This window comes from Amorphoplanes digitatis, assembly GCF_014205335.1.
Taxonomy (GTDB): Bacteria; Actinomycetota; Actinomycetes; order Mycobacteriales; family Micromonosporaceae; genus Actinoplanes; species Actinoplanes digitatus.
On record NZ_JACHNH010000001.1, the window covers coordinates 1,185,058 to 1,206,763 of the forward strand.

Sequence of the window (21,706 nt, forward strand, 5' to 3'; positions counted from 1 at the left end):
CAGGGGAGCGTTCCGCCGATAGACTGACTCCTCATGAGCGAGCGCAGTGATCAAACGACGACCGGCATCCTCCCGGGCATCAAGACGCCCGGTGACCTCAAGAGCCTCGGTCCTGATCAACTGACCCTGCTCGCCGCGGAGATCCGCGACTTCCTGGTCGCCAAGGTGTCCCGCACCGGCGGCCATCTCGGCCCCAACCTCGGCGTCGTGGAGACCACTCTCGCGCTGCACCGGGTCTTCGACTCGCCGCGCGACCGGATCCTCTTCGACACCGGCCACCAGGCATATGTGCACAAGATCGTGACCGGACGGCAGGACGGATTCGAGCGGCTGCGCCAGCGCGGCGGGCTCTCCGGCTACCCGAGCCAGGCCGAGAGCGAGCACGACCTGATCGAGAACTCGCACGCCTCCACCGCCCTGTCGTACGCGGACGGCATCTCCAAGGCCTACGCGCTGCGCGGCGAGGACCGGCACACGGTCGCGGTCGTCGGCGACGGCGCCCTGACCGGCGGCATGTGCTGGGAGGCGCTCAACAACATCGCGGCGGCGAAGAACCGCCTGGTCATCGTCGTCAACGACAACGGCCGGTCCTACGCGCCGACCATCGGCGGCCTGGCCGACCACCTCTCCACGCTGCGCCTCAACCCCGGCTACGAGCGCGTCCTCGACCTGGTCAAGGACGCCCTCGGCTCGACACCGGTGGTCGGCAAGCCGGTCTACGAGGTGCTGCACGCGGTCAAGAAGGGCATCAAGGACGCGGTCAGCCCGCAGCCGATGTTCGAGGACCTCGGCATCAAGTACATCGGCCCGGTCGACGGGCACGACGTGCAGGCCATGGAGTCCGCGCTGCGCCGGGCCAAGGGCTTCAACGCGCCGGTCATTGTGCACGCCGTGACCCGCAAGGGCTACGGCTACCGGCCGGCCGAGGACGACGAGGCGGACTGCTTCCACGGCCCCGGCGCGTTCAGCGTCGAGACCGGCAAGCTGCTCGCCGCGCCGAGCGTCAAGTGGACGAACGTCTTCGCCGAGGAGCTCGTCGCGATCGCCGACGAGCGGCCCGACGTCGTCGGCATCACCGCTGCGATGGCCGAGCCGACCGGCATCGCCGCCCTCCAGACGAAGTACCCGGAGCGCACCTACGACGTCGGCATCGCCGAGCAGCACGCCATCACCTCGGCGGCCGGCCTGGCGATGGGCGGCCTGCACCCGGTCGTCGCCGTGTACGCGACGTTCCTCAACCGCGCGTTCGACCAGGTCCTGCTCGACGTGGCGATGCACGGGCTGCCGCTGACGATCGTGCTCGACCGGGCCGGCATCACCGGGCCCGACGGCCCGAGCCACTACGGCATCTGGGACATGAGCGTCTTCGGCGCGGTGCCCGGGCTGCGGATCGCCGCGCCGCGCGACGCCGCCACCCTGCGCGAGGAGCTGCGCGAGGCGGTCGCCGTCGACGACGGCCCGACGATCGTGCGCTTCCCGACCGGATCGGTCGCCGCCGACCTGCCCGCGCTGCGCCGGGTCGGCCCGGTGGACGTGCTGCGCGAGGACGACCGCAAGGACATCCTGCTCGTCGCGGTCGGCGCCTTCGCCAAGCTGGGCATGGAGGTCGCCGACCGGGTCGCCGAGCAGGGCTACGGCGTGACCGTCGTCGACCCGCGCTGGGTCCGCCCGGTCCCGATCGAGCTCGCCGCGCTGAGCCGGGGCCATCGCCTCGTGGTGACCCTCGAGGACGGCATCCGGGCCGGCGGCGTCGGCGACGCGGTGGCGAGCGCGCTGCGCGACGCCGGCGTGGCCGTGCCGCTGCGCGACTTCGGGGTTCCGGCCGGCTTCCACCCGCACGGCACCCGGGCCGAGATCCTGACCGCGCTCGGCCTGACCGCGCAGGACATCGCCCGCGACGTGACGGAGTGGGTCTCGCAGCTGGAGGACCCGGCCACCGAGCATCAGCCGCAAGGCTGACAGTCGACAAGCCGTTTCGTTATCCATCCGTTACCTTTGATGGATGGCGGCGGAGACGTTCGGCGGCGCGACGGTAGTCATCGACCTCGGCCTGGCCCGGGGCGAACCCGACGAATACGCCCGGCCCCAGCGCTCCACCGTGCCGGACTGGTTCGCTCCGCTTGTCCTCGCACTGGTCGTGCTGCTGTCGTCGGCCGCCTCGGCCGCGCCGCCGCCACCGGCGCTGACCACCGTGCTCACGCTGCGCGTCGGGCCCGGCGACCCGTACGTGCTGACCGACGGCGGCGACCTGCTCGCGCAGACCTACGGACGGCTCAGCGCGTACTCGCTGCGTGACGGCCGGCTGCGGTGGGAGGCCGGGTCGGCCTCGCCCACCTACCGGCTGCGCACCGGCGGCGGGCTCGTGCTGTTGCGCCCATGGAGCGCCGACCGGGCCGACCCCGGCACCACCGCCCTCTCCCTGCGCAGCGGCGCGGCGCAGTGGCGGCGCTCGGGCAACGTCGTCACGATCGCCGGCTCGACCACCCTGCTCGCGGTCTCCGGCGTCCGCAGCATCTCCGGCTCGGGCCGCCGGGTGCAGGGGCCCGTCGACGCCGTCGACCCCGTCGGCGGCACCACCCGCTGGCAGGTGGACGTCCCCTCGACCGCGGTGCTGCTCGGCGTGCCGGGCCCGGCCGGGCAGCGGGCCCGGATGATGCTCGTGCACGACGACCGGACCGCCGCCGTCCACGACGTCGGCACTGGCGCCCTGCTCGCCCGCGCCGCGCTGCCGCCCGCCGACTACGGCCCGGACAACCCGGTGGTCGCCGGCGGCTCCCTGCTGCTGCGCCACCCGACGACCAGCGGCCGGATGGTCAGCGCCTTCGACCCGGTGACCCTCGCGCCCCGCTGGACCCGGCCGGCGGGCTTCGCGTTCGGCGTGACGCCCTGCGGCGACCTGGCCTGCCTCACCGGTCCCGACGGCGTCCGCGCGATCGAGCCGTCCACCGGCGCGCAGCGCTGGTTCCGGGCCGGGTGGCGCAGCGTCGACCAGCGCAACGGGCTGATCGTCGCGTACGGGACGCCGGCCGGGGAGGGCGATCCGGTCGGCGTGATCGACCCGGCCACCGGTGCGGTGCTGACCGACCTGCACGGCTGGCGGCCCGTACCGGCGCCCGGCGGCGGTGACCGGATGCTGGTGACCAGGATGGTCGGCGCGGGTGGTCGTACCATGGTCGCGGTCGTCGGTCCCGGCGCCGCCCGGCCCGAACTGCTTGCCGACCTGCCCGCGGGCACCGGCGACTGCCAGGCCGCACCCGCCCGGCTGGTCTGCCGCTCCACCTCCGGCGATCTGATCGTCTGGTCGTATCGACAGAAGGGATGAGCGTGGCGCTGATCGAGCTGAGCCCGGAGACGCCGGTTCCGCTCGCAGCAGCCGCACCGCCGCCCCCGTACCGCTATCGCCGCCTCGGTCTCGCGCTCGCCGCACTGCTCGTGCTCGTGCTGGGCGGGGCCGCGCCGGCCTCGTCGGCGCTCTGGTGGCGCCTCGGCGCGGTCCCGCTGCCGGCCGGCGGCGACTTCGGGGTGACTGCCGACCGGATATACACCACGGATCTCGAGGCGGACCCCCGCGTGGTCACGGCCTGGCAGACCGACCCGGTCCGCCGGCTCTGGAGCATCAAGACCACCGCCGGGGAGGATGACCCGCTCGTCGTGCGGGAACTACCCGGCGGTCTCGTCACGGTGGCGGAAGGGGACGGCGTCTCCGTGCGCGACTCCCGCACCGGGGCCGTCCGCTGGGTCTCACCCGCCCCGGTGCAGCCGCTCAACGACCGTATCGGCGTGATACAGCAGCAGCGCTTCCGGCCCGGCACCGAGTACGACCCGGAGTCCGGCGATCCCGGCCGGCTCTACGGCACAAACGGCGGCGCGCTGCACACCGAGCCGGCGCTCAGCACCGAGCTGCGCGGCGTCGAGCTCGCCGGCGGCCGGCAGATCTGGTCCGTCACCGTTCCCGGCTCGGTGTTCACCGCGTGGCCGGATCCGCCCGTATCCGGCCTGGTACTCCTCTCGGCGCGGAAACTGACCCTGCTCTCGCCCGCCACCGGCGCCGTCCTGCGCGAGCGGGCGGTGCCCCGGGTCGACGGGCGGGATCCGGCCATGGGCGAGGTGGTCGAGGACATGGTCCTGGTCCAGTTCGGTGACTTCCGCGAGGGCGGCCCGGTCATCGCGTATGAGCTGAACACCCTGGACGAGCGCTGGCGGCAGAACCGCTCCGACCCGGCCGGCAACTCCGCAATCTGCTCCGGACTGACGTGTGCGGTGGGCCACGACGACCTCACAGTGCTCGACCCCCGAACCGGGACATCCCGCTGGCGGGTGGCGGGCGCCGACGTCTTCTCCCTCGGTACGGACTCGGCGCTCCAGGTGGAGGACGGGTCGATCCCGCTGCGCGCCGTCAGCCTCGACACCGGACGGACCCAGGTCGAGCTGGCCGGCTGGCGGGAGTTCTCCCAGGTGAACGGCGGTGACGGCTATGTACTGAGGCGGCCCGACAAGGGCCGGAGCACCGCCTTCGGTCTGCTACGGCCGGGACGGGCCGCGGTACAGCCGCTCGGCCGGATACCTGGCCCGGTCCTGAACTGCACGTCCGTGCCGGGCGTCGTCGCCTGTCCGACGCTGGATCACGTCGAGGTGTGGGCGTACCGCGGCTGATCCGCCGATCAACGGTGTCCCGGCGCACAATGAGGGCGTGCGCGACGTCCTGATCGACCTGGGTGAGCAGCACGGGCGGCTGCCGGACGTCGCCGAGCCGAGCCGCCACCGGGCTTTCCTCACCGCCCTCTCCGCCGCCCTGTTGATGACCCTCACCGGGGCGGCGTCGCACTCGGCCCCCGCCACGCCGGTGATCGTGCCCGCCCGGCTCGGCGACAACATGTTCGTCGAGCAGGACCGCCTGTACGTGGTCAGCTCCGGCACCGGCCCGCGCGACGCCGCGGTGCAGCACAAGATCGTCAGCAGCTACGCGCTGCCCGCCGGCCGACTGCTCTCCCGCACCACCGTCGCCGTCACCGGCGCGGTCGTCCAGGTCACGTCGGCCGGGGACACGGTCCTGGTCTCCTACCAGGCCGACACCGTCGGCGCGGAGGCCACCGTCGCGCTCGCGGCCGGCACCGACCGGGCGCTCTGGCGCGCCCCGGCCCGGCTGCTCAGCGTCGACCCGCGGGACGGCCTGGTCCTGCTGCGGCAGAACCGGCCGCACCCCGGCGACCTGAACTGGTACGGCGTCGACCTGGCCACCGGGCGCCCGCGGTGGACGTTCGAGCAGCCGGCGCAGGGCTATACGACCGAGGCCGCGTACCTCGCCGGCTTCCCGCACCGGCTCATCACCGCCACCGCGACCGGGCACCTCGAGGTGCGCGACACCGTCACCGGCACCCTGGTCTCCGCCGTCGACGTGCCCGCGCCGGCCGAGTGGGCGCGGCGCGGCGTCAGCGTCTGGACCGCCGGCGACCTCGTGCTGGTCGGTGGGCTCGGCGGGATCACCGCGTACGCGCTGGCCGACCTGAGCCCGCGCTGGCACAGCAGCGTCGAGCTGTCCGGAAGCTGGGTGCAGGACTGCGTCGCCGTCTGCGTGTTCGGCTACCGCGGCGGCGTGCGGGTGCTCGACCCGGTCACCGGACGGGTGCGCTGGGCGGCGGACCACTGGACCGCGGCAGACCCGGCCGGCGGCTACCTGCTGGTCAACGGCAACGAAGGGCTGGAGGGGCGGTACCCGCTCGCCGTCGTCGAACCGGACACCGGCCTGCTGCACGGCGACTTCGGCGAATGGCGCTCGGCCGGGGCGGTCCGGGCCGACGGCACAATCGTCGGCCTGCGCCAGCGGCTCGGCGACGACGTGGTCTTCTACGCCATGCTGAACCCGGCGACGCTGGCCGTGCGGGTGCTGGGCTCGGCCACCTTCGTCTCCGGCGACTGCCAGCCCACCACCGACGTGCTCGTCTGCCGCCGCATCGACGCGTCCGTCGCGGTCTGGCCCCTTACCGAGTCGTGACCGACCGGTAGCCTGCACTTACGGCCTCTTCACACACTGGCGGGGAGGCTTGGCGGCGAACTGACTTTGACTTCGGAGGACCGCGGGTGCGCGTGCTGGTGGTGGAAGACGAGCGGAACCTCTGCGACGCGATCGCGCGGGGGCTGCGCCGCAAGGGGATGGCGGTCGACGTCGCGTACGACGGCCTGACCGGCCACGAGATGGCGTACGTGACGCGCTACGACGTGGTCGTGCTGGACCGGGACCTTCCGGGCATGCACGGCGACGAGATCTGCGCGGCGCTCGTCGCCTCCGGTGCCCTGACCCGGGTGCTGATGCTGACGGCCAGCGTCACCGTCGCCGAGCGCGTCGAGGGCCTGCAACTCGGCGCCGACGACTACCTGCCGAAGCCGTTCGCGTTCGAGGAGCTGGTGGCCCGGGTGCAGGCACTGGGCCGGCGGGCCACGCCGGCGGCGCCGCCGGTGCTGACCGTCGGCGACCTGATCCTCGACCAGGCCCGCCGGGTGGTGACCCGCGGCGGCGCGCCGATCGACCTGACAAACAAGGAGTTCGGCGTCCTCGAGGAGCTGCTCAAGGCCCGCGGCGGCGTGGTGTCCAGCGAGGAGCTGCTCGAACGGGTCTGGGACGCCAACACCGACCCGTTCACGACGACGGTCCGGGTGACGGTGATGACGCTGCGCAAGAAGATGGGCGACCCGCCGCTCATCGAGACGGTGGTCGGCGCGGGCTACCGCGTACCCGAACCGGTCGTCGTGATGCCCGCCGGCGGCGGGGCGTGACCGTCTACGCGAGCCGGCGCGAACGGCTGCGGCTGCGGCCGACGCTGCGGCTGCGGCTCACCCTGCTCAACGGCATCCTGCTGGTCGGCGCGGGCGCGATCCTGGTGCTGCTGGCCTGGCTCCTGGTCGGCGACGCCCTGCACCCGGCCGATGAGCTCCAGGCGGGCACCCAGGTGGTGCTCACCGACGGCACCCGGCTCGACGCGCTCACCTGGCAGAGCCAACTCGTCGACCGCGCCTCGCAGGAGTTGCTGGTCAAGGGCCTGATCGCGCTCTTCGCCATCGGACTGATCGGCATCGCGGGCGCGTACGCGGTGGCCGGCCGGGCGCTGCGCCCGCTGCACTTCGTCACGGCGACCGCGCAGCGCCTCGGCGAGGAGACGCTGGACCAGCGCATCCGCTACTCCGGCGCGGACGACGAGGTGGCGGAGCTGGCCGGCACGTTCGACGCGATGCTGGACCGGCTGGCCGCGGCGTTCGAGTCACAGAAACGCTTCGTGGCGAACGCGTCGCACGAGCTGCGCACGCCGCTGGCGGTGATGCGCACCGAGATCGACGTGACGCTCACCGACGACGAGGCCGACGTTGCCGAGTACCGCCGCATGGCCAAGGTCGTGCGCAACGCCTCCGAACGCGCGAACGGCCTGGTCGACGCGCTGCTGGTGCTGGCGCGCAGCGAGGCGCAGTCCGGCCGGCGGCTGGTGCGCAAAGTGCCGGCCGACCTGGCGACGAGCGTCTACAACGCGCTGTCGGCGGTGAAGGCCGAGGCGGAGCGGATGAAGCTCGACGTGACAACCGACCTGCGGGCGGCGCCGGTGGTCGGCGACCCGAGTCTGCTGGACCGGCTGGCCGGCAACCTGATCGAGAACGCGATCCGCTACAACCACCTGATGGGCCGGCTCTGGCTGCGCACGGAGAACGTGGACGGTCAGGCCCGGCTGGTGGTGGGCAACACCGGCTACGAGGTCGATCCGGGCGACGTGCCGGGGCTGTTCGAGCCGTTCCGCCGCGGCGGCTGGGAGCGGACCGGGTCGCGCGGGTCGGGGCTCGGCCTGTCGATCGTGCGGGCGGTCTGCGACGCGCACGGCGGGACGGTGTCGGCCGTGGCGCAGGAGGGCGGCGGCCTGGAGGTGACGGTGAGCCTGCCGGCGGCGGACAAGACGCCGGTGGTGGCGGCCACCGCTTCCGTGCCCCGCGCCAAGGGACTGGGAATCGCCCCGAGCTGAGCCCCGGCCAGCCCGGGCCGGAGGCCGACTGGTCTTGGCTAGGCCGGCCGCCGGGCGGAGCCGGCTGGTCTGGGCCGGAGGTCGGCTGGCCTTGGCTAGGCCGCCAGGCGGAGGTCGTCGCCGTGGCCCGCCTCGCGGCGGATGGTGCGCCAGCGCGAGACGCTGATGCCCAGCTCTGCCGCCAGCTCCGCATCGGTGATCTTCGGGCGGCGGGACTTGATCTCCACGGCGGTCTTGATGGTCTCGGCGGGGGTCCGGCGGGTCCGCTGGGCGGGCTTGGCGGCGGCCTTCGCCGGTGCCCGGCCCTTGGCGGCCGCCGTTGCGGCCTTCGTCGGCTGCGCGGGAACGGCGGCGCGGGCGGCCTGGCGGGTCAGCGTCGGTGCGAAGGCGGACACCTCGGCGCCGCGGGTCTTGGGCAGGCCGGTGCGGGGGAGGGCGGCGGCGACCTCGGCCAGCGCGGCGGCGGTGGCGCGGTTGCGCCGGACGCCGGCGACCGCCGGTCCGCCGGCGGCGGCGACCGCCGGAACCGGGGTCAGGGCCGGTGCCGCATTCGTCGTGGCGATCGCGGCGGGCTCCAGCGACGAGATGCGGCCGCCCAGCTCGACCAGGCAGATGCTCGCGACCACGATCAGCCCGTCGACCGACAGCGGCAGCAGGTAGGGCGACGCCCCGGTCTCGCCGTATCGGGCGGCGACGCCGGCCATGTGCCAGTAGGAGACCCAGGCCGCGATGCCCGCGATCGTCGCGGTCGCGAACAGCCGGGCGAAGGCCAGGGAGCGACGGTGTACCGGGACCCTCGAGATCAGTTCGACCGTGAGCAGCAGGGCGAGCGGCGGCCAGGCGGCGATTGCCTGGCTGATCGGGTTGTCCTGTGCGTGCAGGACATTCGCGACCACGGAGGCCGCGACGCCCAGGACGAGGGTCGCTCGCACGGCCCAGCGGACACGGCGAAGTTGCGGGAGTAACACCGGACGCTCCTCTGCCAGTCGAACCGAAAGCCGGACCCCGGAGGGGACCCGGCGAATCATCCTGTCGGCTCGATGTTTCGTTACGGCATCGGTGAGGCGATCGTCACCGACCGCGTCGCGTTCGTGTCGGGAGCGATGCGAACGCGTAACGCGGTCGTCCGGCGTGTCAGTTTGACTTCTTCTCGACCTCTGCTCGGATTTTGGGGAATTCGCCCTTTGCCTTGCTCAGCGACGTGAAATACCAGATCACCCAGCCGATGCTGCCCTCGTCGGCCCAGCCGCACATGATCAGGCGGTCGCCGTCGGCCTCGCCCTTGCCGCACCTGGCCACGCCGCCGAGCGTGCCCGGATCGGCGCGGGTGACGCCGGTCAGCTTCAGCTCCTTGATGCCGTCGGCGAAGGCGGTCTCGAACTCGCGCTGCGGGTCCTCGAGCGGGGCCGCGGCGGCCGCGACGATGACGATGTCCCGCTTCGCCACGGTGCCGTAGAGGGCGCCGATCCGCTGCGTGGCGCCCGGGACGTTGGCGGGGCCCTCGCGCAGCTGCTCGCCGACGGCCAGGAACTTCGGGTCGGTCAGCTTGGGCCGGCTGCCCAGCGTCTTCGGCTCCACCACGGTGATCGTGGGTGCCTCGGTGGTTGTGGTCGGCGTGGGTGTCGCCAGCGCGCCCCCTAGATCCTTGGCGGCGTTGCGGCCCGCGAGGTAGACGGCCGTGCTGCCGCCGACGCAGAGCACCAGGACGACGGCGATCGACATCAGGGTGATCGGCACCACCCTCGACTTCGCCTTGGGCGGGGGAGGGTAGCCCGGCATCGGCTGCCCGGCCGGCGGGTAGCCGGGTTGTCCTTGCCCGGGCGGCGGGTAGCCGGGTTGTCCTTGCCCGGGCGGCGGGTAGCCGGGTTGTCCCTGCCCAGATGGCGGGTAGCCGGGCTGTCCCTGCCCGGGCGGCGCGAAGCCGGGCGGTGCATATCCGGGCTGTGTGTAACCGGGCTGTGTGTAACTGGGCTGTGGGTATCCGGGCTGTGTCTGCTCGGGCTGTGCATAGCCTGGCTGTGTCTGTTCGGGCTGTGGATAACCGGGCTGTGGGTATCCGGGCTGTGTCTGCTCGGGCTGTGCATAGCCTGGCTGAGTCTGTTCGGGCTGTGGATAACCGGGCTGTGCGTATGCGGGCTGTGTCTGCTCGGGCTGTGCATAGCCCGGCTGTGTCTGCTCAGGCTGTGTATATCCGGGCTGGGCAGGGCCGGGATACGGCTGCCCAAGGCGTGTCTGCTCAGGATCTGCATAGCCCGGCTGGCCGTAGCCGGGCTGAGTCACGGCGGGTTGCGCGTCTGGTGGTGGCGGCGGGAAGCCGGGCTGCGGCGGGACCGAGGACGGCACATCCGGGTTCGGCTGGCCCTGATAGGGGAGGCCGGCCTCGCTCGGATAGGGCTGGGTCGGTGGATGGTCCGGCAGGCCCGCGGCGCCGGGCTGTTCGGGGTGGGGCGGGCCCGGTTGAGGCTGGTTCGGCGGCTGCGACATCAACGCTCCATCGATCGGGCAACGGCAGGGGCCGCGCCGCGCCCGGCCCGCACCTTGGCGGCGCGGACATGCCGGGACATGACACCGTTATCCGATCTCGTCACGCGCGTGACGAACCCTTGGTCCGGCCCCGGCGACGACTCGATCGGTAGGACCGACCCTAGCGTCTGTATCGGACGGGAGCCGAGGTGAGGCGAGGCCCGGGTGAACGCCGGGACTATCCGGACACCGATGCGACAACCCGATTCCGGTGTACGGACAGGCGGTGGATGGGCCGTGCCGGGCGGTGCCGATGTACAAGCACGTGGTGGCTGGGCTGTTGCCGGCGGTGCCGGTGTGTGGGGCGGGCGGCGGCTGGGCCGCGCGGCCTGGACCGCCCGTCCGAGGCGGGCGGTGGGCCGGTGGGGTCCGTGAATCCGCGAGCCGCGCCGGGCTGGTCGCCACGGCGGGGCTCGCGGTACGGGGTCAGGACTTCTGCTCGATCTCGCCGCGCATGGCGACGAATTCCTTCTCGAGGTCGGCCTTCTTCTTGAACATCATCGTGATCATGCCGACGCTGCCGTTGTCGGACCAGACGCAGACGGCCATCGGTACGCCGGCGGTGTCGCTGTCGCCGCACTTCGCGATGCCGCCGAGCGGGCCCGGGTCGGTGTCGGTCATGGCGGTGACGTTGATGCCGCCCTGGCCGAGGCCGGAGGTGAACTCGTCGAAGCGGCTCTGCGCGGAGCCGTTGAGCGAGGACGCCGCGGCGACCATGACGAGGTCCTGCTCGGTCGGGTCGCCGTAGACCGCGCCGACCGCGCCGGTGGCGCCCGGGAGCTGGGCCATCTGGCCGTCCAGGCCCTCGACGCTGCTCTGCAGGCCGGCGTCGGTGGTCTTGGGGCGGCCGCCCAGCGTCTCCGGCTCGACCACGGTGATCTTGGAGGCGTCGACGACCTCTTCGATCTTGTCCTTGGAGACGAAGAAGATGGCGACGCCGCCGGCGATGCAGAGCAGCATGACGACGCCGATCGAGATGAGCACGATCTTCAGCGCCGAGGACTTCTTCTTCGGGGCGACGGGCGTGCCGTACATCGGGGCTCCGCTACCCGGAGGCGGGTACGCGCCCTGGTCGGCGGGCGGCGGGTACCCGGGCTGGCCCGGCGGCGGGTAGGAACCCGGGCCGGGTGGCGGGTAGGAGCCCGCGCCGGGCGGCGGCGGATAGGCGCCGTGGCCGGGAGGCGGCGGGTACGAGGGCTGCGCGGGCGGCGGGTAACCGGGTGCCGCCGGCGGCTGGTAACCGCCTTCGGGACCCGGCTCCCCGGGAGCGGGTGGCTGGTACGGCGGTTGTGACATGGAAACTCCAGAGCTAAAGACGTCGGCCGCCGGAGCCTACCGACCCCGGTCAACTCGTGGCGTCGCGAACCCGTCACTCTTTGAAATGAGTGCCGTAAGACCATCGTCCCCGCGCCGGGACCAGCGCGGGGACGATGTGCGGAGAAAGCGTCAGGCGGGCAGGCTGGCCACGCCCCGCGGCAGGAACCGCTTGCCGGTGACCCGCTCCGAGGTGCCGCTGCGGTCCAGGTACGGCGTCACGCCGCCCAGGTGGAACGGCCAGCCGGCGCCCAGGATCATGCACAGGTCGATGTCCTGCGCCTCGGCGACGACGCCCTCGTCCAGCATCAGCCGGATCTCCTGCGCCAGCGCCTCGAGCGCCTTTGTGCGTACCTCTTCGGCGGTCAGCGGGGCGGAACCGCCCTCGACCAGCTTGACCACCTCGGGGTTGATCTCGTCGTCGACCATGAGCGGCAGGCCGGCGTCGACGATCTTCTTGAGGTTGGGGCTGTCGCCGAAGCGGTCCGGGAACGCGCTGTGCAGCGTGCCGCCCACGTGGTAGGCGACCGCGGGGCCGACGAGCTGGAGCAGCGCGATCGGCCGCATCGGCAGGCCCAGCGGGTCCAGCGCCGAGTCGACGACCGACAGCGGCGTGCCGGCGTCGATGGCGTTGAAGACCTCGCTGGTGAAGCGGGTCAGCAGCCGGTTGACCACGAACGCCGGGGCGTCCTTGACCAGCACCGAGGACTTGCGCAGCTCCTTGCCGACGGCGAACGCCGTGGCCACCGCCGCGTCGTCGGTCCGCTCGCCCTTGATGATCTCGAGCAGCGGCAGCACGGCGACCGGGTTGAAGAAGTGGAAGCCGACGACCCGCTCGGGGTGCTCGAGGTCGGCGGCCATCTCGGTCACCGACAGCGAGGAGGTGTTCGTCGCCAGGATCGCCTCGGGAGTGACGATCTTCTCCAGCTCGGCCCAGATCTGCTTCTTGAGCTCGAGGTTCTCGAAGACAGCCTCGATCACGAAGTCGGCGTCGGCGAAGACGGACTTGTCGACCGAGCCGCTGACCAGGCCGCGCAGCTTGGCCGCGGTGCCCTCGTCCATCCGGCCCTTGCCGACCAGCTTGTCGATCTGGCCGTGCACGTAGCCGACGCCCTTGTCGACCCGGGTCTGGTCCAGGTCGGTCAGCACGACCGGCACCTGAAGGCGGCGGGCGAAGAGCAGGGCGAGCTGGGAGGCCATCAGGCCGGCGCCGATGATGCCGACCTTGGTGACCTTGCGGGCCAGCGACTTGTCCGGCACGCCGACCGGGCGCTTCGCGCGGCGCTGCACCAGGTCGAACGCGTACAGGCTGGCGCGGGACTCGTCGCCCAGGATCAGGTCGGCGAGCGCCTGGGTCTCAGCGGCGGTGCCGTCCTCGAAGGACGCCTCCTTCGCCAGCGCGAGCAGCTCGAGGGCCTTGTTGGCCGACGGGACCGCGCCGTGCAGCTTCTCGTCGAGCTGCTGCTTGACGAAGAAGAGCACGCCCTCCCACATGTCCCTGTCGACCTCGGGGCGGGTGACCGTGATCTCGCCCTTGACGACGCCGGCGGCCCACTCGAGCGAGTGCTCGAGGAAGTCGGCCGCCTCGAAGAGCGCGTCGGCGAGGCCCAGCTCGGCGGCCTGCTTCGGCCGGAGCACCTTCTGGGTCAGCGGGTTCTGGAGGATGACCTGCGCCGCGCCCGGCAGGCCGATGAGGTTGGGCAGCAGCTGGCTGCCGCCCCAGCCGGGCACCAGGCCGATCGCGACCTCGGGCAGGCCGAGGGCCGCCGCGCCGCTGGAGACGGTGCGGTAGTGGCAGTGCAGGGCGGACTCGAGGCCGCCGCCGAGCGCCGCGCCGTTGATGAACGCGAACGTCGGGATGGCGGAGTTCTTCAGGCGGGCGAAGACCGAGTGGCCCAGCTCGCCGAGCGCGACGGCCTGCTCCCGCTCGGTGATGAACGGCATGCCGGTGATGTCGGCGCCGACGCAGAAGATGTACGGCTTGCCGGTCAGCGCGATGAACGCCGGGTCGGCCTCGGTGGCCGTGGTGATGGCCTCGTCGAGCGAGCGCAGCCCGGCCGGGCCGAAGCTGTTCGGCTTCTTGTAGTCCAGGCCGTTGTCGAGGGTGATGATCGCGGCGGGCTTGTCCAGCCCGGGAACCCGGACCAGGCGTACGAGCGCCTTGGTCACGACCTCGTTGGGGTAGTCAGGCAGAGCCGTCACTTGTCCGCACCTTCCCAGTGGGGGTTCTCCCAGATGACCGTGCCGCCCATGCCGATGCCGATGCACATGGCGTTGATGCCGTACCGGACCTCGGGGTGCTCCTCGAAGTGCCGGGCCAGCTGGGTCATGAGCCGGACACCGGAGCTGGCGAGCGGGTGCCCGATGGCGATCGCGCCGCCCCACGGGTTCACCCGCGGGTCGTCGTCGGCGATGCCGTAGTGGTCGAGGAACGCGAGCACCTGGACGGCGAAGGCCTCGTTCAGCTCGAACAGGCCGATGTCGTCGATGGTCAGGCCGGCGAGGCGCAGCGCCTTCTCGGTCGACGGGATCGGGCCGTAGCCCATGATCTCCGGCTCGACGCCGACGAAGCCGTACGAGACCAGCCGCATGGCGACCGGCAGGCCCAGCTCGCGGGCGGTGTCCTCGTCGGCGAGGATGGCGGCGGTGGCGCCGTCGTTGAGGCCGGCCGCGTTGCCCGCGGTGACCCGGCCGTGCGGACGGAACGGCGTCTTGAGGGTGGCGAGCTTCTCCAGCGACGTGGCGCGCGGCGCCTCGTCGACGGTGGCCAGGCCCCAGCCCTGCTCCGCGTTGCGGATCGCGACGGGCACCATGTCGGGCTGCAGCTTGCCGTTCGCGTACGCCTTCGCGGTCTTCTCCTGCGAGGCGAGACCGAACGCGTCGACCCGCTCCTTGGTGATGTTCGGGAGGCGGTCGTGCAGGTTCTCGGCGGTGGAGCCCATCACGAGTGCGGACGGGTCGACCAGCTTCTCGGCCAGGATCCGCGGGTTGGGGTCGACGCCCTCGCCCATCGGGTGCCGGCCCATGTGCTCGACGCCGCCGGCGATGGCGACGTCGTAGGCGCCCATGGCGATGCCGCCGGCGACGTTTGTCACCGCGGTCATGGCGCCGGCGCACATCCGGTCGATGGCGTAGCCGGGCACGGTCTTCGGCAGGCCCGACAGCAGCGCGGCGGTCCGGCCGATGGTCAGGCCCTGGTCGCCGGTCTGGGTGGTGGCCGCGATGGCGACCTCGTCCACCCGCTCGGGCGGCAGCTGCGGATTACGGCGCATCAGCTCTCGGATACAGCGGATCACCAGGTCGTCGGCGCGGGTCTCGGCATACATGCCGCCCGCCTTGCCGAACGGGGTGCGTACGCCGTCAACGAAGACGACCTCGCGGCTTACTCGGGGCACAACAAGCCTCCTTGCAGGCGAACCCAGGGAGTGAGAACTCTGATGCTACTCGCCGGTAACTTGGTTGCCCAGTCGGGTACGGAGTCCGTGTGCTCACACTTTCAGTCGGCGGTGGGCTCCGGGAGCGCCTCGGCGATCTTGTCGGCGATCAGGCCGACCTGCCAGTCGCGGGCGCCGAACTCCTTCAGCGTCTCCGACACCGTCTTGCCGGTCGCCTCCGCCGGCGGCGACCAGGCCAGCCGGCGGATGAAGTCCGGGCTGATCAGGTTCTCCGGCGGGAGGTTGTGCGCCTCCGCCGTGCCGATCACCACCTGCCGGCAGCGCTGGAGCCGGGCCGCCGCGATCGGGTCGCGCTCCGCCCAGCGGTGCGGCGGCGGCGGGCCGTCCACCGGCACGTTCACCGGCAGCTCGTCGTCGGACAGGGCGCGCGCGCCGTCGAGGGCGTCCAGCCAGACCCGGGCCAGGCGGCGCACCGAGCGGCCGCCGAAGCCCGGCAGGCCCAGCAGGGTGCGCTCCTCCTTCGGGTCCAGCTCGGCCGCGGCGATGATGGCGGAGTCGGGCAGGACGCGGCCCGGTGCCGAGTCGCGGCGGGCCGCCACCGTGTCGCGGGCGTTCCAGAGGGCGCGGACCCGCGACTGTGCGCGGGCGCCGCGGACGCGGTGGATGCCCGACGTGCGGCGCCACGGGTCGACGCGGGCGCGGGGCGGGCGGTCCGCGCTGGCCACCAGGGCCGCGAACTCCTCCGCCGCCCAGGCCGACTTGCCCTGCCGGTCCAGCTCCGCCGCGAGCAGGTCGCGCAGGTCGGTCAGCAGCTCGACGTCCAGCGCCGCGTAGGTCAGCCAGGACTCCGGCAGGGGCCGGGTCGACCAGTCCGCCGCCGAGTGGTGCTTCTCCAGCGAGTAGCCCAGCAGCTGCTCCGTGAGCGCCGCGAGGCCGACCCGTTCGAAGCCCGCGAGCCGCGCCGCCAGCTCGGTGTCGAAGAGCTTCCTCGGCTTCATGCCGATCTCGGCGAGGCAGGCCAGGTCCTGGCTCGCCGCGTGCAGCACCCACTCGGTGTCGGCCAGCGCCTCGTCCAGGGTGTGCAGGTCGTCCAGGGGCATCGGGTCGATCAGGACCGTGCCGCTGCCGGCCCGGCGCAGCTGCACCAGGTAGGCGCGCTGGGTGTATCGGTAGCCGGAGGCGCGCTCGGCGTCCACGGCCACCGGGCCCGATCCCGCCGCCATGCGCGCGACGATCTCGGCGAGCTCCGCCGCGGTCTCCACCGGCCGAGGCGTGCCCTCCCGGGGTGCCGTGAGGGGAATTGACGTGCGGGCAGGCTCGGGCTCGGGACCGCCAGACGTCAGGTCGGGCGGCACGGAGTGCGGTCCGTCCCCTGCATGGTCCGGCGCGTCCCGACGGCGCAGGGGTGCTTCGTCGGTCACTCCGTAACCGTACGGGGGTACCGCCCCCCTGGCGCGCAGCCGGGTCCCGGCGCGTCGGCGCTCGATCCACTCGGCCGTTTCCAGAAATCCACCCGGTTGTTTCAAGAAAGCCGTTCGGCGCCCGTCCGCTGACCCCTTTTCGTCCGTACTACCGGCCGGAGCGTCGATACCTGGGGAGGCCCGCGCCGCATGACGACCGCATACGACCCCTTCGGGGTGCCTCGTCCGCGCCGTGCGCCGCGGGATCCGTTGTTGAGCCTGCCCGACCACCCCTCGGGCGAGTGGGCCACCGCCTCGCGCGCCGAGCCCCGGATCGGGCACCCGCGCCCGGCCCGGGTGGGGCCGCACCTGGTCTCGCCGACCGGCGCCGCGCCCTACCCGGTGGTCGCCGAGCCGGCGAGCGAACCGGCCGTGCTCAACGGCCGTGGTCGTAGCCGGCTGGCCACGTTTCTGCTGGTCGCCGTCCTGCTGCTGGTCGCCGGGTGGCAGGCGTGGCGCCTCGAGCGGGTCGACAATCGGCTGGCGGCCAGCTCCGCTCAGCTCGCGACCGCGCTCGACCGGCAGGACCAGTTCGCCGACCGGGCCGACCGGCTGGAGAAGCAGCTCGCCGGGGTCTTCGACCCCGAGGCCATCTCGCAGACGGTGCTGCCGAGCGTCTTCCGGGTCCGGGCCGGCAACTTCACGGGTACGGCGTTCTCGGTCGGCGACAAGGCCAAGGACGGGCAGGCGAACCTGCTGACGAACTTCCACGTGGTCGAGTCGGTGTGGCAGTCCGGCTCCCGCAAGGTCTTCCTTGAGCGGGGCAAGGACGAGATGTCCGCGACGATCGTCAAGGTCGACAAGGGCAAGGACCTGGCGCTGCTGCGGGCCAACCGCAAGATCGCCGGGCTGGACACCGCGCCCGCCACGGTCAAGCCGGGCCAGCAGGTCGTGGTCGTCGGCGCGCCGCTCGGGCTCGAGGACACCGTGACCACGGGCGTGGTCAGCGCGTACCGGCCCGGCGACGCGGACGGGCCGACGATCCAGTTCGACGCGCCCATCAACCCCGGCAACTCGGGCGGGCCGGTGGTCAACAGCAAGGACGAGGTGATCGGCCTGGCCACGGCCAAGGCCCGCGACGCCGAGGGCATCGGCATCGCCGTACCGATCAAGACGGCCTGCGACGCCTTCGACGTCTGCTAGTTCGCCCCGGCGCGCTGGCGGTTGTTGAGGGCCGTCACGCCCGGGGGCGGCAGGCCCGCCGTCGAGGCGAGCATCGCGCACCAGCCGTGCAGGTGCGCGCCCAGGTCGTCGGAGGTCGGCGTCCACGACGCGCGGATCTCCAGGTCTGCGGTCGGCGCCGGGCCGGCCAGCTCACCGAAGCGGGTCGACGTGGTCTGGGTGATCGTCCCGCCGATCGCCGTGTAGAGCGCCGTGTGCTGGTCGAGCCCGTCGGTCAGCCAGGTCCAGGCCACCGCGGGCAGCAGCGGGTCCCCGGCCATGTCGGACTCCAGCTCGGCCGTGATCAGCGTGACCAGCCGCAGGTTGCCCTGCCAGGCGTCGTGCCCGGCCGGGTCGTGCAGCAGGATCAGCCGGCCGCTCGCCACCTCGTCGCCCTCGCGCAGCACGGTCGCGCTCAGCGCGAAGCCGTACGGCGCCAGCCGCTGCGGCGCGGCGATCTCCTCGAGCAGGATCTCCTCGCGCGGCGCGGTGGCCCGTAACCCGGCGACGGCGCGGGTGAACGCCTCGGGTGCGGCGGAGGTGGGCCCCATGGACGAAGCCTATGCCGATCACGTCGATCCGGTGTTACGCGGCGCGCCGCACGGCGTCGTTCACTCACGTGGCACGATGTGGCGAGTGACCAAGACTCTCCACGACTCGGTGTTCGTCCGGGCCTGCCGCGGCCTGCCGGTGCCGCACCCGCCCGTCTGGTTCATGCGGCAGGCGGGTCGTTCGCTGCCGGAGTACCGCAAGATCCGCGAGGGCGTCGGGATGCTGGAGTCCTGCGGCCGCCCCGATCTGGTCACCGAGATCACCCTGCAACCGGTACGCCGCCACGGCGTCGACGCCGCGATCCTGTTCAGCGACATCGTGGTGCCGCTGGCCGCCGCCGGCGTCGACCTGGACATCGTGGCCGGCACCGGCCCGGTGGTCGCCTCGCCGATCCGCACGGCCGCGGACGTCGCCGGCCTGCGCCACCTGGAGCCCGGCGCCGTCGGCTACGTCGACGAGGCCATCCGGATGCTGCTGCCCGAGCTCGGCGCGGTCCCGCTGATCGGCTTCGCCGGTGCGCCGTTCACGCTGGCCAGCTACCTGATCGAGGGCGGGCCGTCGCGGACCTACCTGAAGACCAAGGCGATGATGTACGGCGACCCGGACCTGTGGAACACGCTGTGCTCGCGGCTGGCCGACATCACGCTGGCGTTCCTGCGGGTACAGGTGAACGCCGGGGTCAGCGCGATCCAGCTCTTCGACTCGTGGGCGGGCGCGCTGTCCGAGGCCGACTACCGCCGGTTCGTCCAGCCGCACTCGGCGCGGGTGCTGCGGGGCCTGGAGGACGCGGGCATTCCCCGGATCCACTTCGGCGTGGGCACCGCGGTCCTGCTCGGCGCGATGGGCGAGGCCGGCGCGGACGTGGTCGGTGTCGACTGGCGTACCCCGCTGGACCGGGCCACGACGATGATCGGGCCGGACCGGGCCGTGCAGGGCAACCTGGACCCGGCGATCTTGTTCGCGCCCTGGGAGGTCGTCGAGCGGGAGGCCCGGCGGGTGGTCGCCGAGGGCCGCGCGGCGCCGGGCCACGTCTTCAACCTCGGACACGGCGTGATGCCGGAGACCGACCCGGAAGTGCTGACCCGCGTCGTCGAACTCGTGCACGGCCTGAGGTGACATCGACAACTGCCTCCGGGGCGCTGATCCGCCGGGCGCGACGGGGCGATTAGGCTCGGCTCGTGCGCAAGCGGGTAGCTGTGATCGGCGGTGGTATCGCCGGGCTGGCCGCCGCCGTGCGGCTCCGGGACCGGGCGCCGGCCGACACCGAGATCATCGTGTACGAGCAGTCGGCCGCCCTCGGCGGAAAGCTGCGCACCGGTGAGCTCGCCGGCACCGTCGTCGAGCGGGGTGCCGAGGCATTCCTGGCCGGCGGGGCCGACGGCGGCGAGTCCGCGGCCGTGGCTTTCGCGCGGTCCGTCGGCCTCGGCGACGCCCTCGTGCATCCGGCCGCCGTTCCCGCGGCGCTGGCCCTCGGCGGCCGCCTCGAGCCGCTGCCCAAGGGGACGCTCGTCGGCGTGCCCGGTGACGTGCACGCGCTTGGCCCGGTCGCGCGGGCGGCGGCCGGCGCCGACCTGGACCGGGGCGGCCCGCTGCTCGCGCCCGGCGCCGACGTCGCCGTCGGCGCGCTGGTCCGGTCCCGCTACGGCGACGAGGTCGCCGACCGGCTCGTCGACCCGATGCTCGGCGGGGTCTACGCGGGCCGCGCCGACCGGCTCTCGCTGGCCGCCACCATGCCCGCGCTGGCACGCGCGGCCCGCACCGAGCACACCCTGGCCGGCGCGGTCCGGGCCGCGCAGGCCGCGGCGGTGCGGGTGCCCGGCCGGCCGGTCTTCGCCGCGGTGGACGGTGGCATGGGCCGCCTGGTCGCCGCCGCGGTCGACGCCGCGGGCGCCCGGATCTGTCTCGGCCTGCCCGTTCACGAGCTGACCCGCACCTCGCGCGGCTGGCGGCTGCTGCTCGGCCCGGCGCCGGCGCCGCGGATCGAGGAGGTCGACGCCGTCGTGCTCGCCGTGCCCGCCCGCCCGGCCGCCCGGCTGCTCACCGGCGTCGATCTCGCCGCGGCCGCCGGCGTCGAGGCGCTCGATTACGCGAGCGTCGCCCTCGTCGCGTTCGCGCTGCCGCCCGGCACGCCGCTGCCCGACCTGTCCGGGTTCCTGGTCCCGCCGACCGAGGGCACGCTGGTCAAGGCGGCCACGTTCGTCACGCACAAGTGGTCGCACCTGCGCCGCGAGGGCGGTCCGGTGATCATCCGGGCGTCCCTCGGGCGGGCCGGCGAGGAGGCGCGGCTACAGCACGACGACGCGGCGCTGACCGCGACGGCGCACGCCGAGCTGGGCGCGCTGATCGGCGACCCGCTGCCGGCGCCGGTCGCCTCCTGGGTGCAGCGCTGGGGCGGCGGGCTGCCGCAGTACGCGCCCGGCCACCTCGACCGGGTCGCCCGGGCCCGGGCCGCGCTCGCCGACCGTCCCGGCCTGGCGCTGGCCGGCGCCGCCTACGACGGTGTCGGCATCGCGGCCTGCGTGGCCAGCGGCGAGAGCGCCGCAGACGACGTATCGAAACACCTGGAGGAACGATGACCGATCAGCAGCAGAGCAACGCGGCGCGGGTCAAGGAGTTGAACGCGACGATCCGCTACACGATGTGGTCGGTCTTCCGGGCCGCGTCGCCGCTTCCCGCGCTGCGCGAGGACCTGGCGCGCGAGGTCGACGCGCTGTTCGAGCAGCTGCTCGGCAAGGACGTCGTGGTGCGCGGCACGTACGACGTCTCCGGCCTGCGCGCCGACGCCGACCTGCTGGTCTGGTGGCACTCGGAGTCGCCGGACGCGCTTCAGGAGGCGTACGGGCTGCTGCGGCGCACCGTGCTCGGCCGGCACCTCGAGCCGGTCTGGTCGCAGATGGCGCTGCACCGGCCCGCCGAGTTCAACAAGAGCCACCTGCCCGCCTTCCTGGCCGGCGAGGAGGCGCGCCCGTACGTCTGCGTCTACCCGTTCGTGCGGTCGTACGAGTGGTACCTGCTGCCGGACGAGGAGCGGCGCGCGATGCTGGCCGAGCACGGCAAGATGGCGCGCGGCTACCCGGACGTGCGGGCCAACACCGTCGCGTCGTTCGCGCTCGGCGACTACGAGTGGATGCTGGCGTTCGAGGCCGACGAGCTGCACCGCATCGTCGACCTGATGCGCGACCTGCGTGCCTCGACGGCGCGCCGGCACGTCCGCGAGGAGGTGCCGTTCTACACCGGCCGCCGCCGCTCGATCACCGAGATCACCGCCTCGCTCCCGTAGGGGTCGAACGCCGCCGGCGGTCGC

Annotated in this window: 17 protein-coding genes; 10 read left to right on the top strand and 7 right to left on the bottom strand. The window is 73.1% G+C overall.

The genetic code is table 11. The annotated features are described in order from the left end of the window. Positions 1–33 precede the first annotated feature (33 nt). The 6 genes from dxs to BJ971_RS05510 all read left to right on the top strand — a co-directional run bounded on the left by dxs (position 34) and on the right by BJ971_RS05510 (position 7,997). The gene (gene dxs, locus BJ971_RS05485) at positions 34–1,959 is read left to right on the top strand and encodes a 1-deoxy-D-xylulose-5-phosphate synthase (protein WP_184990396.1); all 1,926 of its coding nucleotides are present in this window, start codon (positions 34–36) and stop codon (positions 1,957–1,959) included. A 43-nt stretch (positions 1,960–2,002) separates the two neighbouring features. Next, entirely contained in the window at positions 2,003–3,322 is a 1,320-nt protein-coding gene (locus tag BJ971_RS05490; protein ID WP_184990398.1) for an outer membrane protein assembly factor BamB family protein, read from the top strand. Next, complete coding sequence (locus BJ971_RS05495) at positions 3,319–4,653, top strand: outer membrane protein assembly factor BamB family protein (protein ID WP_184990400.1); 1,335 nt, start codon at positions 3,319–3,321, stop codon at positions 4,651–4,653. The genes BJ971_RS05490 and BJ971_RS05495 overlap by 4 nt, the downstream gene beginning before the upstream one ends. A 37-nt stretch (positions 4,654–4,690) precedes the next feature. After that, positions 4,691–5,992 (top strand): PQQ-binding-like beta-propeller repeat protein, encoded by a 1,302-nt coding sequence (locus BJ971_RS05500; RefSeq protein WP_184990402.1) that lies wholly within the window; start codon positions 4,691–4,693, stop codon positions 5,990–5,992. 86 nt (positions 5,993–6,078) lie between these two features. Continuing rightward, positions 6,079–6,771, top strand: coding sequence for a response regulator transcription factor (locus tag BJ971_RS05505; RefSeq protein WP_184990404.1), 693 nt, complete (start codon positions 6,079–6,081; stop codon positions 6,769–6,771). Further along, positions 6,768–7,997: a sensor histidine kinase gene (locus tag BJ971_RS05510; protein ID WP_184990406.1), complete on the top strand. Its 1,230-nt coding sequence runs from the start codon at positions 6,768–6,770 to the stop codon at positions 7,995–7,997. The genes BJ971_RS05505 and BJ971_RS05510 overlap by 4 nt, the downstream gene beginning before the upstream one ends. A gap of 95 nt (positions 7,998–8,092) precedes the next feature. Here BJ971_RS05510 and BJ971_RS40905 read toward each other — a convergent pair whose 3' ends face one another. The 6 genes from BJ971_RS40905 to BJ971_RS05540 form a co-directional block, all read right to left on the bottom strand. Beyond that, positions 8,093–8,929, bottom strand: a complete 837-nt coding sequence (locus BJ971_RS40905) for a DUF2637 domain-containing protein (protein WP_377885283.1) — start codon at positions 8,927–8,929, stop codon at positions 8,093–8,095. 202 nt (positions 8,930–9,131) lie between these two features. After that, positions 9,132–9,737 carry a hypothetical protein gene (locus BJ971_RS05520; RefSeq protein WP_184990408.1) on the bottom strand — a complete coding sequence of 202 codons (606 nt, stop codon included), beginning with the start codon at positions 9,735–9,737 and terminating at the stop codon, positions 9,132–9,134. Between the two features lie 1,209 nt (positions 9,738–10,946). Then, positions 10,947–11,816: a hypothetical protein gene (locus tag BJ971_RS05525; RefSeq protein ID WP_184990410.1), complete on the bottom strand. Its 870-nt coding sequence runs from the start codon at positions 11,814–11,816 to the stop codon at positions 10,947–10,949. 150 nt (positions 11,817–11,966) lie between these two features. After that, the gene (locus BJ971_RS05530) at positions 11,967–14,027 is read right to left on the bottom strand and encodes a 3-hydroxyacyl-CoA dehydrogenase NAD-binding domain-containing protein (protein ID WP_184998665.1); all 2,061 of its coding nucleotides are present in this window, start codon (positions 14,025–14,027) and stop codon (positions 11,967–11,969) included. 5 nt (positions 14,028–14,032) lie between these two features. Next, positions 14,033–15,229 carry a thiolase family protein gene (locus BJ971_RS05535; protein WP_184990412.1) on the bottom strand — a complete coding sequence of 399 codons (1,197 nt, stop codon included), beginning with the start codon at positions 15,227–15,229 and terminating at the stop codon, positions 14,033–14,035. Positions 15,230–15,330: 101 nt separating this feature from the next. Beyond that, positions 15,331–16,650: a ribonuclease D gene (locus BJ971_RS05540; RefSeq protein WP_184990414.1), complete on the bottom strand. Its 1,320-nt coding sequence runs from the start codon at positions 16,648–16,650 to the stop codon at positions 15,331–15,333. A gap of 252 nt (positions 16,651–16,902) precedes the next feature. Between BJ971_RS05540 and BJ971_RS05545 the strand changes: the two genes are divergently transcribed. After that, entirely contained in the window at positions 16,903–17,832 is a 930-nt protein-coding gene (locus tag BJ971_RS05545; RefSeq protein ID WP_377885284.1) for a S1C family serine protease, read from the top strand. Here the strand turns inward: BJ971_RS05545 and BJ971_RS05550 are convergent. Next, positions 17,829–18,401, bottom strand: a complete 573-nt coding sequence (locus BJ971_RS05550) for a DUF3000 domain-containing protein (RefSeq protein WP_184990418.1) — start codon at positions 18,399–18,401, stop codon at positions 17,829–17,831. The two genes, BJ971_RS05545 and BJ971_RS05550, sit on opposite strands and share 4 nt — an antisense overlap. A gap of 85 nt (positions 18,402–18,486) precedes the next feature. Between BJ971_RS05550 and hemE the strand changes: the two genes are divergently transcribed. The 3 genes from hemE (at position 18,487) to hemQ (ending at position 21,682) form a co-directional block, all read left to right on the top strand. Then, positions 18,487–19,518, top strand: a complete 1,032-nt coding sequence (gene hemE, locus BJ971_RS05555; RefSeq protein WP_239087734.1) for a uroporphyrinogen decarboxylase — start codon at positions 18,487–18,489, stop codon at positions 19,516–19,518. Between the two features lie 62 nt (positions 19,519–19,580). After that, positions 19,581–20,978, top strand: a complete 1,398-nt coding sequence (gene hemG, locus BJ971_RS05560) for a protoporphyrinogen oxidase (RefSeq protein WP_184990420.1) — start codon at positions 19,581–19,583, stop codon at positions 20,976–20,978. Beyond that, positions 20,975–21,682: a hydrogen peroxide-dependent heme synthase gene (hemQ, locus tag BJ971_RS05565; protein WP_184990422.1), complete on the top strand. Its 708-nt coding sequence runs from the start codon at positions 20,975–20,977 to the stop codon at positions 21,680–21,682. The genes hemG and hemQ overlap by 4 nt, the downstream gene beginning before the upstream one ends. Positions 21,683–21,706: the final 24 nt, after the last annotated feature.